We start from the raw sequence: 15,764 nt of genomic DNA, 5'->3' as shown, positions 1-15,764 counted from the left end.
CCCCCATTCCACCCCCATGACGCATTCCTTCTATGTCGCGGATTTATGTCGGCGTCTACTGAAAAAGCCTGCAACGAACCCAAGCGGTCACACACCGCATCGTGAGGAACGACAATGTCTACCGCCACACAGCCCCGCGCGAGCGCCGCCGCGCGGCTCGAACGCCTGCCGTTCTCGAGCTATCACCGCACCATCTTCATCATCATCGCGGTGGCTTTCTTTTTCGATTCCGTCGACCTCGGCACGATGACCTTCGTGCTCGGCTCCATCAAGACAGAGTTCGGTCTTTCGACGGCGACAGCGGGCCTCGTTGCGAGCGCGAGCTTCTTCGGCATGGTGCTGGGCGCGGCCGTCGCGGGCCTGCTTGCCGATCGCTTCGGGCGACGTCCCGTGTTTCAGTGGAGCATGGTGCTGTGGGGCCTCGCGTCGTATCTCTGTTCGACGGCGCATTCCGTCGAATCGCTGATCCTGTATCGCGTGCTGCTTGGCATCGGCATGGGAATGGAATTTCCGATCGCGCAGACGCTGCTGTCCGAGTTCGTGCCGACCGCATTGCGCGGCAGAGTCATTGCGCTGATGGATGGCTTCTGGCCGCTCGGCTTTATCGCATCGGGCGTGGTGTCGTACTTCGTGTTGCCGCACTTCGGCTGGCGCACCGAGTTTGCGCTGCTCGCGATTCCGGCTGTATTCGTGCTGATCGTGCGGCGCGTGGTGCCGGAGTCGCCGCGATGGCTCGAACATCGCGGGCGCGTGGCAGATGCAGACAGCGTGCTCGCGCAGGTCGAAGCGAAAGTGATGAAAGCAAGCGGCTTGCGTCAGTTGCCGGCGCCCTCGATGATCGCCGAGCCGCCGGTTGCAAAAGGCGTCGGTGCGTTTCGCGAGATATGGAGCATGGCGTACAGGCGTCGCACGGTCATGGTGTGGATGCTGTGGTTCTTCGCGCTGCTGGGCTTCTATGGGCTGACATCGTGGCTTGGCGCGCTGATGCAGCAAGCGGGCTTTGCGGTGACGAAGTCCGTGCTCTATACGGTGCTGATCTCGCTCGGCGGCGTGCCGGGTTTCCTGTGCGCGGCGTGGCTCGTCGAGCGATGGGGACGCAAGCCGACGTGCATTGCATCGCTCGTCGGCAGCGGCGTGATGGCTTATCTGTACGGACAGACCGCGCTGCACGCCGAGACGCCGACGTTGCTCATCTGCGCGGGCCTGGCCATGCAGTTCTTCCTCTTTGCGATGTGGGCCGCGCTTTACACCTATACGCCGGAGCTGTACGGAACCGGCGCGCGCGCGACGGGTTCGGGCTTCGCGTCGGCGATAGGGCGAGTGGGCTCGTTGATCGGACCTTACGTCGTCGGCGTCGTCTTGCCGGTGTTCGGGCAGGGCGGCGTGTTCTCGCTCGGCGCGCTGTGCTTTGTGATCGCGGCTTCGGCGGTCTGGGTGCTGGGAGTCGAGACGCGCGGCGTTGCACTCGAGGAACTCGTCTCCGAAGCGCAGCAGAAGGAGGAAGCAAAGGTCTGGGCGTCGGCGGAGAACTGACCTCTGTCGCTCCGAACCAAACCGACGTCGCATTCAACGCCATTGCATCTCGCGATCGAGCGTACTCTGCCTCGAACGGCGGCGAGCATCTCAAGGAGACAGCCCGCGCCCGCCGTCCACGAATCCAAGGAGACGAGTCACATGAGCACGAATCGCGGCGTCGTATATCTCGGTCAGGGCAAGGTCGAAGTCCAGTCCATCGACTATCCGAGAATGGTCGATCCGCGTGGCCGCGACATCGGCCACGGCGTCATTCTCAAAGTCGTCAGCACCAACATTTGCGGTTCGGACCAGCACATGGTGCGCGGCCGCACCACCGCGCCTATCGGCCTCGTGCTGGGCCACGAGATCACCGGCGAAGTCATCGAAATCGGACGCGACGTCGAAACGCTCGCCATCGGCGATCTCGTTTCAGTGCCCTTCAACGTCGCGTGCGGACGCTGCCCCACCTGCAAGGCGCAGCACACGGGCGTGTGCCTCAACGTGAACCCGTCGCGGGCGGGCGGGGCGTACGGCTATGTCGACATGGGCGGCTGGATCGGCGGACAGGCCGAGTACGTGATGGTCCCGTACGCCGACTTCAACCTGCTCAAGTTCCCCGACAAGGCGCAGGCGATGTCCAAGATCCGCGACCTCACCTGTCTCTCCGACATTCTCCCGACCGGCTACCACGGCGCGGTGATGGCGGGCGTCAGGCCGGGCGCGACCGTCTATATCGCCGGCGCGGGACCGGTCGGCATGGCGGCCGCTGCATCGGCGCGTCTGTTGGGCGCGGCCTGCACCATCGTCGGCGACATGAACGAGGAGCGCCTCGCCCATGCGCGCAAGATGGGCTTCGAGACGGTCGATCTATCGAAGGACGCCACGCTCGCTCAGCAGATCGAGCAGATTCTCGGCAAGCCGGAAGTGGATAGCGCCGTCGATTGCGTGGGCTTCGAAGCGCATGGTCATGGCAGCGAGCACAACGCAGAAGCGCCCGCCACAGTGCTCAACTCGCTGATGGAAATCACGACGGCGGCGGGCGCGATCGGCATTCCGGGGCTCTATGTCACCGACGATCCCGGCGCCGCCGACGCCGCCGCGAAGAAGGGCAGTCTCAGCATTCGTTTCGGTCTGGGCTGGGCGAAGTCGCATTCGTTCCATACCGGGCAAACGCCGGTGATGAAATACAACCGCAACCTGATGCAGGCGATTTTGTGGGACCGTCTGCCGATCGCGGATATCGTGAACGTGTCGGTCGTATCGCTCGATGCAGCGCCTGACGGCTATCGCCAGTTCGATGGCGGCGCGCCTCGCAAGTTCGTGCTCGATCCGCACGGCCTGCTCAAAGCGGCTTAAACGCAAAGCGCCCCTGAAACACGGGGCGCTTTCTCATCCGAAGCAGCAAAGCAGCAACGCAGAAAGCAGCTCAGGCCACCATCGCTGGAACCGAACTCAGAGGCGGCACCTGCTTTCTGCGCTCGCGCGTGGGCGCAGTGCCGAATGCATCGCGATAACTCTTCGAGAAGTGGCAAGCGGACTGGAACCCGCAAGCCATCGTGATGTGCATGATCGACATATCCGTCTGCAATAGCAGTTCGCGCGCGCGTCGCAGGCGCAGCGTCAGATAGTAATGCGTCGGCGTCATGCCGAGATGCTCGCGAAAGAGCCGCTGCAATTGCCGTTGCGACATGCCGGCGAGCCGCGCGAGTTCTTCGCGCGAAAGCGGCTCTTCAATGTTGTTCTCCATCAGCGAGATCACTTCGAACAAGGACTTGTTCGCCGATCCGAGCCGCGCGACCAGCGGCATGCGCTGCTGGGCGCTCGTATCCCGCACGTGTTCGACGATGAACTGCTCGGCAATCTGCGTCACGCGCGACGTGCCGACGCGTGCGGCAATCAGATTCAGCATCATGTCGAGGGGCGCGACGCCGCCGGTACACGTCACGCGGTCGCGGTCGATCACGAACAGTTCCTTGAGAAAGCGCGTGTCCGGGAATTCTTCTTTGAGCGCCGACATGTTCTCCCAGTGAATCGCGCACGCGTAGCCCGCAAGCAATCCGGCGCGCGCGAGCGCATACGTGCCGGTGCACAGGCTGCCGAGCACGCAGCCCGTGCGCGCGAAGCGGCGCAACGCGGAGAGATGCTCGAGCGCGGTCGAACGCTGCACGTCGATGCCGCCGACCACGAACACGATATCGGGCTGCCCCACGCATTCCACCGGCCCCGTATCGACTGACAGTCCGTTGCTTGCCATGACCGGTCCGCCCGTGGGACTCACGATGGACCATCGATACAGCGGCTGTCCCGTCAGATAGTTCGCCATGCGCAGCACTTCGATCGCGTTGGTGAACGCCATCATCGTGAAGTTGGGAAGCGGCATGAAGGCGAAGTGCGACAGCGACGCCGTGCGATCGGAAGACATGGGGGAGCTGATTCCTTGGAATCTGATGTTCGACGCCGTCACACGCGGCGTTTGATCAGTGTTGTCACTTCTGCATTTTGATTTCGAGTGCAACGACCATGCCATCAGGCTAAACCCTGACCGCATCGAAACGCTGTTCGTGTAGGCACTCAATGCACGCACTAACGCGGCGCGAAGGCGCGGTTTCAAGCACCGACAAAGCGCACGATCGTTCCTCCACAGTGCAGCGCGAGCGAGCGAGCGAAAGTGCCCTACACGCAAAGCTTCGTCGGCACTTGTCGAAAAAAGACGCGCATGTCGGAAAAGATCAAGAACACGTCTAAATTCATAAATTGACCAGCAAGGCGAAAGTCAAGAATAGACGCAACGATGAAGACACGAGCGGCTCGAAACGCGCGACGCGGGCTTCATCCAACGACCGTTCTTCTGACCACGGACTTAGCCCATGTCGAACTCGAATCCCTTCTTCGAAGCGCCGCTCGCGGCCCGCGATGCCTCGGTGCGCAGCGCCATTCTGAAAGAGCTGGAGCGCCAGCAATCGCAGGTCGAATTGATCGCGTCGGAAAACATCGTGTCACGCGCCGTGCTCGAAGCGCAAGGCTCGGTTCTGACGAATAAATATGCGGAAGGGTATCCGGGCAAGCGGTATTACGGCGGTTGCGAATTCGTCGATGAAGTCGAGGCGCTCGCCATCGATCGCATCAAGCAACTCTTCGGCGCGAAGTTCGCCAACGTGCAGCCGCATTCCGGCGCGCAGGCGAACGGCGCGGTGATGCTGGCGCTCGCCAAGCCGGGCGACACCGTGCTCGGCATGTCGCTCGACGCGGGCGGCCATCTCACGCATGGCGCGAAGCCGGCGCTGTCCGGCAAGTGGTTCAACGCGGTGCAGTACGGCGTGAATCGCGACACCATGCTGATCGACTACGACCAGATCGAAGAGCTTGCGCAGCAGCACAAGCCGTCGCTCATCATCGCGGGCTTCTCGGCGTATCCGCGCAAGCTGGATTTCAAGCGGCTGCGCGCGATCGCGGACAACGCGGGCGCGAAGCTGATGGTCGATATGGCGCACATCGCGGGCATCATCGCGGCGGGGCGTCATGACAATCCGGTCGACCACGCGCACGTCGTGACGTCCACCACGCACAAGACGCTGCGTGGTCCGCGCGGCGGCTTCGTGTTGACCAACGACGAAGACATCGCGAAGAAAATCAATTCCGCCGTGTTTCCGGGGCTGCAAGGCGGTCCGCTCATGCATGTGATCGCGGGCAAAGCCGTTGCGTTCGGCGAAGCACTGCAGTCCGATTTCAAGAGCTATATCGACAACGTGCTCGCCAACGCGCAAGCACTCGGCGACGTGCTCAAGGCAGGCGGCGTCGATCTCGTGACGGGCGGCACGGACAACCATCTGTTGCTGGTCGATCTGCGTCCGAAGCACCTGAAGGGCAACCAGGTCGAGCAGGCGCTGGAGCGCGCGGGCATCACCTGCAACAAGAACGGCATTCCGTTCGATACCGAGAAGCCCACTGTCACGTCGGGCGTTCGTCTCGGCACGCCGGCAGGCACGACGCGCGGTTTCGGCGTGAATGAGTTCCGCGACATCGGCCGCCTGATACTCGAAGTGTTCGATTCGCTGCGCGAGCATCCCGAAGGCGATCCGCAAACCGAACAACGCGTGCGCCGCGAAATCTTCGCGCTGTGCGAACGCTTTCCCATCTACTGAGCACACGGAGCAACAAGCGATGAGCACTCTGCACGATAACAGCATCATCATCGACGGCCTCAACATCTCGAAGTTCGAACGCTCCGTGTTCGAAGACATGCGCAAGGGCGGCGTCACGGCAGTGAACTGCACCGTATCGGTGTGGGAAGACTTTCAGAAGACCGTGGACAACATCGCGGAAATGAAGCAGCAGATCCGCGAATACAGCGAGATCCTCACGCTGGTACGCACGACCGACGACATTCTGCGCGCGAAGAAAGAGAACAAGACGGGCATCATTTTCGGCTTTCAGAACTCGTATGCGTTCGAGGACAACTTAGGCTATATCGAAGTGTTCAAGGAACTCGGCGTGAACGTGGTGCAGCTTTGCTACAACACGCAGAACCTCGTCGGTACCGGCTGTTACGAGGCGGATGGCGGGTTGTCCGGCTATGGCCGCGAAGTGATTCAGGAGATGAATCGCGTGGGCATCCTGGTGGACCTCTCGCATGTGGGCGCGAAGACGTCATCGGATGCCATCGCCTGTTCGAAGAAGCCCGTCACGTATTCGCACTGCTGTCCGTCCGGTCTCAAGGAACATCCGCGCAACAAGACCGATGAGCAGCTGAAGGAGATTGCCGATGCAAACGGCTTCGTCGGCGTGACGATGTTCTCGCCGTTCCTGAAACGCGGCGCGGACGCGACGGTCGAGGACTATCTGGAGGCGATCGAATACGTGGTGGATCTCATCGGCGACGACCGCGTGGGTATCGGCACCGACTTCACGCAAGGCTATAGCACCGAGTTCTTCGACTGGATCACGCATGACAAGGGCCGTTACCGCCAGCTTACGAGCTTCGGCAAGGTCGTGAATCCGGAAGGCATCCGCACGATCGGCGAGTTTCCGAACCTGACGGCGGCGATGGAACGCGCGGGCTGGAGCGAATCGCGCATCAAGAAGGTGATGGGCGAGAACTGGCTGCGCGTATTCGGCGAAGTCTGGAACGCGTGAACGCAACGACAGAGGAACAGGAACCCGCGATGCAACCGCAACTGCCTATCGACGTCGACGCGCAAACAGGCGTCTGGACCACCGACGCGCTGCCGATGCTCTACGTGCCGCGCCATTTCTTCACGAACAATCATGTGGCCGTCGAAGAAGCACTGGGACGCGAGACGTACGCCGAGATTCTCTACAAGGCCGGCTACAAGTCCGCGTATCACTGGTGCGATAAAGAAGCCGCGAAACACGGCATTGCCGGCATGGCCGTGTTCGATCATTACCTGAAGCGCCTGTCGCAGCGCGGCTGGGGTCTCTTCGATATCGTCGAATCGGACCCGCAAAGCGCGATGGCGCGCATTCACTTGCAGCACTCGTCGTTCGTGCTTGCGCAGCCGGGCAAGCAGGGCAAGCTCTGCTACATGTTCGCGGGCTGGTTCGCCGGCGCGATGGACTGGGTGAACGACACCGTGTCCGATAGCGCGAAGAAAGGCCCGCGCTCGCGATCCATCGAAACGCAATGCGCGGCGGAAGGCCACGATCATTGCGTGTTCGAAGTGTCGCCGCTCGCACTCTAGACGCCGTAGCGAAATCATTCCGAGGTTGTCCGCCATGCGTTACCCGAACCTTTTCAAGCCGCTCACACTGAACACGCTGACCTTGCGTAACCGCATCGTCAGCACGGCGCATGCGGAGGTGTATGCCGAACCGGGCGGTCTGCCCGGCGATCGCTATATCCGCTATTACGAGGAAAAAGCGAAGGGCGGCGTGGGACTCGCCATCTGCGGCGGTTCGAGCCCGGTGTCGATCGACAGTCCGCAAGGCTGGTGGAAGTCGGTGAATCTGTCGACCGACAAGATCATCGATCCGCTTTCGCGCCTCGCCGAAGCCATGCATCGTCACGGCGCGAAGATCATGATTCAGGCGACGCATATGGGCCGCCGCTCTGCATGGCACGGCGAGAACTGGCCGCATCTGATGACACCGTCGGGCGTGCGCGAGCCGGTGCATCGCGGCAACGCGAAGATCATCGAAGTCGAAGAGATTCGCCGCATCATCGAAGATTTCGCGGCGGCTGCGAAGCGCGTGAAGGATGCGGGCATGGACGGCATCGAGATCTCGGCGGCGCACCAGCATCTGATCGATCAGTTCTGGAGCCCGCGCACCAACTTTCGCACGGACGAATGGGGCGGCTCGCTTGAGAACCGCTTGCGCTTCGGCGTGGAAGTGCTGAAGGCCGTGCGCGAAGCCGTGGGCGCGGATTTCTGCGTGGGCCTGCGCATGTGCGGCGACGAGTTCCATGAAGACGGCCTGTCGCACGAGAACCTGAAGGAAATCGCGCAGGCGATGTCGGAGACGGGGCTCATCGATTACGTTGGCGTGATCGGCTCCGGCGCCGATACGCACAACACGCTCGCCAACTGCATGCCGCCGATGGCGCTTCCGCCCGAACCGTTCGTGCATCTAGCGGCGGGAATCAAGTCGGTGGTGAAGCTGCCGATCATGCATGCGCAGAGCATCCGCGATGCAGGACAAGCGGAACGTCTGCTCGCTAACGGCATGGTCGATCTCGTCGGCATGACACGCGCGCAGATCGCGGACCCGCACATGGTCATCAAGATTCGCGACGGCCGCGAGGACGAGATCAAGCAGTGCGTCGGCGCGAACTATTGCATCGACCGTCAGTACAACGGGCTCGATGTGCTGTGCGTGCAGAACGCGGCGACATCGCGCGAAGCGACCATGCCGCATGTCATCGAAAAGACGCGCGGACCGAAGCGCAAGGTCGTGGTGGTCGGCGCGGGGCCTGCGGGACTGGAGGCGGCGCGCGTGGCGAAGTCGCGCGGCCATGATGTCGTGCTGTTCGAGAAGAACGATTACGTCGGCGGTCAGATCATGCTGGCCGCGAAGGCGCCGCAACGCGAGCAGATGGCGGGCATCGTTCGATGGTTCGACATGGAAACGAAGCGGCTCGGCGTGGACAGGCGCCTGGGGCTGGCGGCTGACGACAAGGCCATCATGGCGGAGAAGCCGGACATCGTCGTGCTGGCGACGGGCGGCTCGTCGTTCACGGATCAGGTGCCGGCGTGGGGCGTCGAACAAGGGCTCGCCGTGAGCGCGTGGGACATTCTCTCGGGCAAGGTCGAGCCCGGCAAGAACGTGCTCGTCTACGACGGCGTGAGCACCCATGCCGGTGCGGGCGTAGCGGACTTCATCGCGTCACGCGGCGGAAACGTCGAGATTGTGACGCCCGATGTGAAGGTGGCCGACGACGTAGGCGGCACCACGTTCCCCATCTTTTATCGGCGGCTGTATGCGCAAGGCGTCATTCATACGCCGAACTTCTGGCTCGACAAGGTGTACGAGGAAAACGGCAAGAAGATCGCCGTGCTGCGCAACGAGTACACCGAAGAGCAGGAAGAGCGCGCGGTCGATCAGGTCGTGATCGAAAACGGCAGCACGCCCAACGACGCGCTGTACTGGAAGCTCAAGCCCGAATCGCTGAATCGCGGGCAGGTGGACGTGCACAAGCTCTTCGCATCGGAAGCGCAACCGTGCCTGTCCGAAGAGCTCGGCAACGGACGGTTCCTCTTGTTCCGCGTCGGCGACTGCATTTCGATGCACAACATCCACGGCGCGATCTACGACGCGCTGCGGCTTTGCAAAGACTTTTGACGAGGGCATTGCACGATGAATCCCGTGTTTGTCATCACCGTCTTGCTGTGGCTTTCGGTGGCGGGCCTCGCCTTCGCCGTGATGAAGCGCGCGGCATACTGGCGCGAAGGGCGGGCGACCGCCGCCGGCGCGTACGGATGGGCGAATCTGCTTAGTATCCCGAAGCGTTACTTCGTGGACCTGCATCATGTAGTTGCGCGCGATCCGTACATCGCGAAGACGCACGTCGCGACAGCCGGCGGCGCGATTCTCGCGATGGCGCTCGTCTTCCTGAACTATGGTCTCGCGATCTATTCGCCGTGGATCGACAAGCTGATCTTCATCGCGGCGCTCGTCATGCTGGCCGGCACGTTCTTTGTGTGGAAGCGCAGGCACGGCGCGAAACAGGTGCCCGCGCGTCTGTCGCGCGGACCGTGGGACGCCTTGCCGCTGCTGCTCGGTGCGTTCGCGCTCGGCCTTGCATTGTTCACGCTGTTGCCTGCCACGTGGATGTCGGGCGCGCTTGCGATCATCGTCGCGTTGTCGATAGCGGCGGGCGCGTACACGATGACCTTCGGCGCGGCGCGCGGCGGTCCCATGAAGCACGCGATGGCCGGTCTTCTGCATCTCGCGTTTCATCCGCGTCAGGAGCGTTTCAAGGCCGCGCACGAGCACGATGTCGTGCCGCCGACCGCTTTGAAACAGCCTGTGCTCGATGCGAAGGAGTACGGCGTCGGCAAGCCGGTCGAGTTCCGCTGGAACCAGCTCTTGAGTTTCGATGCATGCGTGCAGTGCGGCAAGTGCGAGGCCGCGTGTCCCGCGTTCGCATCGGGTCAACCGTTGAACCCGAAGAAGCTGATACAGGATCTCGTGACCGGCATGGTCGGCGGCACGGACGCGGCGTATGCGGGCAGTCCCACGCCTGGCATTCCCATCGGCAAGCATGCAGGCGCGCCGGGCAAGCCGCTGATTTCCAGCATGATCGAAGCGGACACCATCTGGTCCTGCACGACTTGCCGCGCGTGCGTGCAGGAGTGCCCGATGCTGATCGAACATGTCGATGCCATCGTCGACATGCGCCGCAATCAGACGCTCGTCGAAGGCGACGTGCCGGGCAAAGGGCCGATCACGCTGGCGAATCTGCGCGAGACCGGCAGCGTGAATGGCTACGATATCGGCGCGCGTTACGACTGGTCGGTGGATCTGCAAGTGCAGGTCGCGCAGCCGGGACGTCCCGTCGATGTCTTGCTGATAGCAGGCGAAGGCGCCTTCGACATGCGCTATCAACGCACGCTGCGCGCGTTCGTGAAGGTGCTGAACAAGGCGGGCGTGGACTACGCGGTGCTGGGCGGCGCGGAAACCGATACGGGCGATACCGCTCGCCGCTTGGGCGACGAAGCCACGTTCCAGCAATGCGCGTCGAAGCTCATGGAGACGCTGTCGCGCTATACGTTCCGGCGCATCGTCACCGCGGACCCGCACGTGCTGCACAGCTTGCGCAACGAATATCGCGCGCTCGGCGGCTTCTACGAAGTGCAGCATCACACCGCGTTGATGGCCGAACTCATGCAGAACGGCAAGCTCACGCCGAAGGCGGCCGCCGTGCTCGCGGACAAGAAGATCACGTATCACGATCCCTGCTATCTGGGCCGCTACAACGGCGAGATCGAGGCGCCGCGCAAGCTGCTGAAGACCATCGGCATCAAGGTGGTCGAGATGGAACGCCACGGCATGCGTGCCCGCTGTTGCGGCGGCGGCGGCGGTGCGCCGCTCACGGATATCCCCGGCAAACAGCGGATTCCCGATATCCGCATGGCCGACGCGAAAGCGGTCGGCGCGGACGTGGTCGCGGTGGGCTGCCCGCAATGCACCGCGATGCTCGAAGGCGTGGTCGGTGCTCGTCCCGAAGTGCTCGACGTGGCGGAGCTGGTCGCCGCAGCACTGGAGTAACGCATGAACACGATCAAACGAATCGATCCGCGCCGACCGTTCATCGTCACGACGGCAGGACTGCGGCGTATCACGCTGGGCGAAGTCGGCACGGGCGCATTGCATGACTTCGCAGCGGCTCATGCGGGGCATCGCGATACGGCGAAGCCGCGTCGCATGACGAAGGCCGCGCGGCGCAGCGTGCTCGTGGCCGCCCATACGGATCGCGGTGCGCTGGACGATCACGCGCGTCAGGCGCTTGCCGCCGCCGCGTTGCTCGCGGACGACGAGACCGAGGTCGTGCTGATCGCGTTCGGCACGTTGAACGACGATGTCGCATCGCTCGGCGCGGATCGTTTTATCGAACTCGACGCGTTCGACAGCCGGCGCTTCGCACCGGACGACGAACTGCGCGCGCTCGCTGCATGCGCCGCTGCGTTCGCGCCCGTGCATGTCTTCATGCCCGACAACGCAACGGGCGATGGCGATCTCGGCCGCCGTTACGCGGCGCTCGCCGGTGCGAGCATCGCCACGCACGTGGTCGAATTCGATGCCGCGCACGCCGCGAGTTATGCGCAAGCGGGCCGCGCATGGGCATCGCGCGCGTTGCCGGAGGTCGTCTTGCTCGCGCCGAACGCGGTCGAGGCGAAGCTGCCTTTCGTCGGCGCGGGCGAACGCGTGTCGAGCGAGGGCATCGTGCCCGCATCGGCGGCGAGTGCGTATATCGATCTCGGTATCGAAGAACTGGATGCCGCGCAGATCGCGCTGGAAGAGGCGGATTTCATCGTGTCGGCGGGCAATGGCGTCTCCGACGTTCCCGCGTTCGAAACGCTCGCCAGCACGCTCGGCGCGGCGATAGGCGCGAGCCGTGTCGCCGTGGACGACGGCAAGTTCACGCGCGACAAACAGATCGGCGCAACGGGCAAGACCGTGCAGGCAAGCGTCTATATCGCGTTCGGTATCTCGGGCGCGGTGCAGCATCTGCAAGGCATCAAGGATTGCCGCCATGTCATCGCGGTGAATTCCGATGCCAGCGCGCCCATCGCGAAGCGCGCGAATCTCACGGTCGTCGCGGATACGCATGAGACGATCAAGGCGCTCACCGACGCCGCTGCCGCCGCGCGCGCATCGCGTGCGAGCGGGGCGTCCGTTGTCCATGACGCGCCGCTCGCGGAAGGAGTGTTCGCATGAAAATCGCCGTACTCGTTTCCGTGGGACGCCATCCGTTAAGCGGCGTCGCGCGCTATAGCCGCAACGACGCGGCTGCGCTGACGATTGCGCTGGATATCGCGAAGCAACACGGCGCGCAACTCGACGTGCTGCACGCGGGCGATCCCGCCAATCCCGCGCTTGCCGAGTATCTCGCGCTCGGCGCGCCGCGCGTGGAAGTGCTCAACACCGAAGGCGACGCGTGCGCCGCGCTCGCCCAGCGCATCGCAGGCTACGACCTCGTGATGACCGGCACGCGCGCGGAAGGCGCGTTCGATAGCGGCACGCTGCCTTACACGCTGGCGAATGCGTTGAACATCGCGCTCGTCGGCTCGGCGGTCGATGTCAGCGTGACGAACGAAGGCGTCGATGTGCGCCAGTTCATGCCGAAGGGACTGCGCAGGCGCGTGCGCGTGCAGTCGCCCGTGCTCATTGCCGTGCATCCGCTCGCCAATGCCGCGCCGCGCTATGCGTATGCGCGGATGCGCGAGGGACGCGTCGTGCCGGTCGCGTCGAACGCGCCCGTGGACAACGAACGCGGCGCGTGGACGCTCGGTGCGATTGCCGCGAAGCCGAAGCGCCTCGCCGCGCCGGAAAAGCGCAGCGGCCACGCGCGCATGCTCTCGGCGACGACGACGGAAAGCCGTGGCGGCAGCGTCGTAATTGAAGGGAGTTCCGTCGAAAAAGCACAAGTGATTCTGGCGTATTTGCGCGAGCATCGACTCGTCGATTACTGATTCGGCGCATAGCGAAGACAAACGGGCCAAAAGCGATGCAGGAGCACACGATGAAAGTTTCCGCAGACGTTCGCGCGATGATCGAACGCCGCAAGAAGGGCTACACGCTCGAAGCGCCGTTCTACACGAGCGATGAAATCCACGCGCTCGATATGGACGCGATTTTCGGGCAACACTGGATTCAGGTCGCCGTCGAGCCGGACGTGCCCGAGCCCGGCGATTACACGACCGTCGAGATCGGCAGCGATTCGATCCTGATCGTGCGCGACGACGACATGCAGATTCGCGCGTTCCATAACGTGTGCCGTCATCGCGGCGCGCGGCTGTGCAACGAAGAGAAAGGCTCGCTCGGCAATATCGTGTGCCCGTATCACAGCTGGACCTACAGCCTGACCGGCGATCTCATGTTCGCCGAGCACATGGGCGATCAGTTCGACCGCTGCAAGCACAGCCTGAAGAAGGTTCACGTCGAAAATCTCGCGGGGCTCATCTTCATCTGTCTCGCCGATGAACCGCCCGCCGACTTCGCCGTGATGCGCGCGGCCATGGAGCCGTATCTGCTTCCGCATGGCCTCAACGATTGCAAGATCGCGGCGAGCATCGACATCGTGGAGAAGGGCAACTGGAAGCTCACGATGGAGAACAATCGCGAGTGCTATCACTGCGTGGCGAACCATCCCGAGCTGACCATTTCGCTCTATGAATACGGCTTCGGCTATCAACGCTCGCCCGCGAACGAAGAAGGCATGGCCGCGTTCGAGCGCACGGTGGTCGAACGCACGAAGCAGTGGGAAGCGATGAACCTGCCTTCGGCGGAGATCGAACGTCTGTCCGATCTCGTCACCGGCTTTCGCACGCAGCGCCTGCCGCTCGATCGCGACGGCGAATCGCAGACGCTCGATGCGAAGGTCGCGTCGAAGAAGCTGCTAGGCGGCTTCGCGCGTGCGGACCTCGGCGGCTTGTCGTTCTGGACGCAGCCGAATTCCTGGCATCACTTCATGAGCGATCACATTGTCACGTTCAGCGTGATTCCGCTGTCCGCAGGCGAAACGCTGGTGCGAACGAAGTGGCTCGTGCACAAGGATGCGCAGGAAGGCGTCGATTACGACGTGGAGAACCTCACGGCCGTCTGGCGCGCGACGAACGATCAGGACCGCACGCTCGTCGAGTACTCGCAACTGGGCGCGGTCAGCAGCGCCTACGAGCCGGGCCCGTATTCGCCCTTTACCGAAGGGCTCGTCGAAAAGTTCTGCGAGTGGTATATCGCGCGGCTCGGCGACTACGCGAATGCGCCTGACGAGAAGCTCGCGTCGCATGGCGAGAAAGTCGTTTCCTTCATGCGCTAGGCGCGTTCAAGAGGCACATCATGATGCGCGATCAGGCCACGTTCGAGCCGACCCCAAGCCGCGTGACACAACCGAGGTTCTGGGGCGCGCTGCCCGCGCGCTGGAACAGCGACACCGACGACACGCTCGTCTGCTGTCACGTCCGGCAGGAAACGCACGACGTGAAGAGTTTCTTCTTCCGGGCAGCCGATGAACGCACGTTCGTTTTCGAGCCGGGGCAGTTCATCACACTGGAGCTCGATATCGACGGCGAGCCGGTGAATCGCTGCTATACGATCTCGTCCGCGCCCACGCGCCCGCATACCATTTCGATCACGGTCAAGCGCGTGCCGGGCGGCAAGGTGTCGAACTGGCTGCATGACAACGTCGTCGCGGGATCGCGCGTACACGTGCTCGGACCGTCCGGCGAATTCACCTGCGCACGGCATCCGGCGCGCAAGTTCCTGTTTCTCTCGGCGGGATCGGGCATCACGCCGCTCATGTCGATGAGCCGCGCGCATCACGAACTGGGCGACGATGCCGACATCGTCTTCGTGCACAGCGCGCGCACGCCGGACGACATCATCTTTGCGCGCGAGCTGGATCTCATTGCGTCGAATCATGCGAACTTCCGCACCGCGTTCGTGTGCGAGCGTGTGGGCGCGCGCACGAACTGGCCTGGAATTACAGGGTTTTTGAGCTTGCCGCTCTTGAAGCTGATGGCGCCGGACTTCCTAGAACGCGAAGTCTTCACGTGCGGTCCGGCGCCGTATATGAAGGCGGTGCGCGATCTGCTCGATGAAGGCGGCTTCGACCGCGCGCACTATCACGAAGAGAGCTTCTCGTTCGAAACCATCGCCGAGGTGGCGTCGCAATTGGCGAGCGCGCATGTCACCGATGCAGTGGCCGCGCACGCCGACACCATCGAAGCACGCGATGACGCAAGCGGCTTCGCGCCCGCGCCCGTGGACACCACGTTCAAGGTGAGCTTCGCGAAGAGCCGGCGCGAAATCGAATGCGGCAGCACGCAGCATGTGCTCGATGCCGCGAAGAAAGCCGGCGTGCGCCTGCCGTCGTCGTGTACGCAGGGCATGTGCGGCACGTGCAAGGTGAAGCTCGTGTCCGGCGAAGTGGCGATGAAACATGCGGGCGGCATCCGTCAGCGCGAAATCGATCAGGGCATGGTGCTGCTGTGTTGCAGCACGCCGCTCTCCGATCTCGTCGTCGACAAATAGCGCGTCGTTTCTGGACAACTGCGTGTCGTAAAAGCGCG

At 63.2% G+C, this 15,764-nt stretch carries 12 protein-coding genes; 11 read left to right on the top strand and 1 reads right to left on the bottom strand.

The features are described 5' to 3' along the window. Window positions 1–114 precede the first annotated feature (114 nt). Both GV035_RS26620 and fdhA read left to right on the top strand, forming a co-directional pair. Window positions 115–1,533 (top strand): MFS transporter, encoded by a 1,419-nt coding sequence (locus GV035_RS26620; protein ID WP_159838719.1) that lies wholly within the window; start codon window positions 115–117, stop codon window positions 1,531–1,533. Between the two features lie 141 nt (window positions 1,534–1,674). Then, entirely contained in the window at window positions 1,675–2,871 is a 1,197-nt protein-coding gene (gene fdhA, locus GV035_RS26615; RefSeq protein WP_159838717.1) for a formaldehyde dehydrogenase, glutathione-independent, read from the top strand. A 70-nt stretch (window positions 2,872–2,941) separates the two neighbouring features. Here fdhA and GV035_RS26610 read toward each other — a convergent pair whose 3' ends face one another. Further along, entirely contained in the window at window positions 2,942–3,937 is a 996-nt protein-coding gene (locus GV035_RS26610; protein ID WP_159838715.1) for a GlxA family transcriptional regulator, read from the bottom strand. A gap of 445 nt (window positions 3,938–4,382) precedes the next feature. Here GV035_RS26610 and GV035_RS26605 point away from each other — a divergent pair, with 445 nt between their 5' ends. From GV035_RS26605 to GV035_RS26565, 9 genes are read left to right on the top strand one after another with little or no spacing between them, the layout of a single operon-like run. Further along, window positions 4,383–5,657, top strand: a complete 1,275-nt coding sequence (locus GV035_RS26605; protein ID WP_159838713.1) for a serine hydroxymethyltransferase — start codon at window positions 4,383–4,385, stop codon at window positions 5,655–5,657. A 19-nt stretch (window positions 5,658–5,676) separates the two neighbouring features. Next, a complete protein-coding gene (locus tag GV035_RS26600) occupies window positions 5,677–6,648 on the top strand; it encodes a dipeptidase (protein ID WP_159838711.1) in 972 nt (323 codons plus the stop codon). Window positions 6,649–6,677: 29 nt separating this feature from the next. Then, the gene (locus tag GV035_RS26595) at window positions 6,678–7,214 is read left to right on the top strand and encodes a DUF5943 domain-containing protein (protein WP_159838709.1); all 537 of its coding nucleotides are present in this window, start codon (window positions 6,678–6,680) and stop codon (window positions 7,212–7,214) included. Between the two features lie 34 nt (window positions 7,215–7,248). Continuing rightward, on the top strand, window positions 7,249–9,312 hold the full coding sequence (locus GV035_RS26590; protein ID WP_159838707.1) for an NADH:flavin oxidoreductase: 2,064 nt from the start codon (window positions 7,249–7,251) through the stop codon (window positions 9,310–9,312). A 15-nt stretch (window positions 9,313–9,327) separates the two neighbouring features. After that, entirely contained in the window at window positions 9,328–11,241 is a 1,914-nt protein-coding gene (locus tag GV035_RS26585; protein WP_159838705.1) for a (Fe-S)-binding protein, read from the top strand. A 3-nt stretch (window positions 11,242–11,244) separates the two neighbouring features. Beyond that, window positions 11,245–12,411, top strand: a complete 1,167-nt coding sequence (locus GV035_RS26580; RefSeq protein ID WP_159838703.1) for an electron transfer flavoprotein subunit alpha/FixB family protein — start codon at window positions 11,245–11,247, stop codon at window positions 12,409–12,411. Continuing rightward, window positions 12,408–13,166: an electron transfer flavoprotein subunit beta/FixA family protein gene (locus GV035_RS26575; protein WP_159838701.1), complete on the top strand. Its 759-nt coding sequence runs from the start codon at window positions 12,408–12,410 to the stop codon at window positions 13,164–13,166. Before GV035_RS26580 ends, GV035_RS26575 begins: the two co-directional genes overlap by 4 nt. A 50-nt stretch (window positions 13,167–13,216) precedes the next feature. Then, window positions 13,217–14,512, top strand: a complete 1,296-nt coding sequence (locus tag GV035_RS26570; protein WP_159838699.1) for an aromatic ring-hydroxylating oxygenase subunit alpha — start codon at window positions 13,217–13,219, stop codon at window positions 14,510–14,512. 20 nt (window positions 14,513–14,532) lie between these two features. After that, complete coding sequence (locus GV035_RS26565) at window positions 14,533–15,726, top strand: 2Fe-2S iron-sulfur cluster-binding protein (protein WP_442859607.1); 1,194 nt, start codon at window positions 14,533–14,535, stop codon at window positions 15,724–15,726. Window positions 15,727–15,764: the final 38 nt, after the last annotated feature.

Origin of the sequence: Burkholderia sp. 8Y (assembly GCF_902506145.1) — a bacterium.
In the GTDB taxonomy this organism is placed as follows: domain Bacteria; phylum Pseudomonadota; class Gammaproteobacteria; order Burkholderiales; family Burkholderiaceae; genus Caballeronia.
This window is presented reverse-complemented; position numbering and strand designations above follow the sequence as displayed.

Excerpts from the sequence above, each read along its gene's own strand:
- GV035_RS26620 (WP_159838719.1), top strand. The coding sequence starts at position 115 with ATGTCTACCGCCACACAGCCCCGCGCGAGCGCCGCCGCGCGGCTCGAA.
- fdhA (WP_159838717.1), top strand. The coding sequence starts at position 1,675 with ATGAGCACGAATCGCGGCGTCGTATATCTCGGTCAGGGCAAGGTCGAA.
- GV035_RS26610 (WP_159838715.1), bottom strand. The coding sequence starts at position 3,937 with ATGTCTTCCGATCGCACGGCGTCGCTGTCGCACTTCGCCTTCATGCCG.
- GV035_RS26605 (WP_159838713.1), top strand. The coding sequence starts at position 4,383 with ATGTCGAACTCGAATCCCTTCTTCGAAGCGCCGCTCGCGGCCCGCGAT.
- GV035_RS26600 (WP_159838711.1), top strand. The coding sequence starts at position 5,677 with ATGAGCACTCTGCACGATAACAGCATCATCATCGACGGCCTCAACATC.
- GV035_RS26595 (WP_159838709.1), top strand. The coding sequence starts at position 6,678 with ATGCAACCGCAACTGCCTATCGACGTCGACGCGCAAACAGGCGTCTGG.
- GV035_RS26590 (WP_159838707.1), top strand. The coding sequence starts at position 7,249 with ATGCGTTACCCGAACCTTTTCAAGCCGCTCACACTGAACACGCTGACC.
- GV035_RS26585 (WP_159838705.1), top strand. The coding sequence starts at position 9,328 with ATGAATCCCGTGTTTGTCATCACCGTCTTGCTGTGGCTTTCGGTGGCG.
- GV035_RS26580 (WP_159838703.1), top strand. The coding sequence starts at position 11,245 with ATGAACACGATCAAACGAATCGATCCGCGCCGACCGTTCATCGTCACG.
- GV035_RS26575 (WP_159838701.1), top strand. The coding sequence starts at position 12,408 with ATGAAAATCGCCGTACTCGTTTCCGTGGGACGCCATCCGTTAAGCGGC.
- GV035_RS26570 (WP_159838699.1), top strand. The coding sequence starts at position 13,217 with ATGAAAGTTTCCGCAGACGTTCGCGCGATGATCGAACGCCGCAAGAAG.
- GV035_RS26565 (WP_442859607.1), top strand. The coding sequence starts at position 14,533 with ATGATGCGCGATCAGGCCACGTTCGAGCCGACCCCAAGCCGCGTGACA.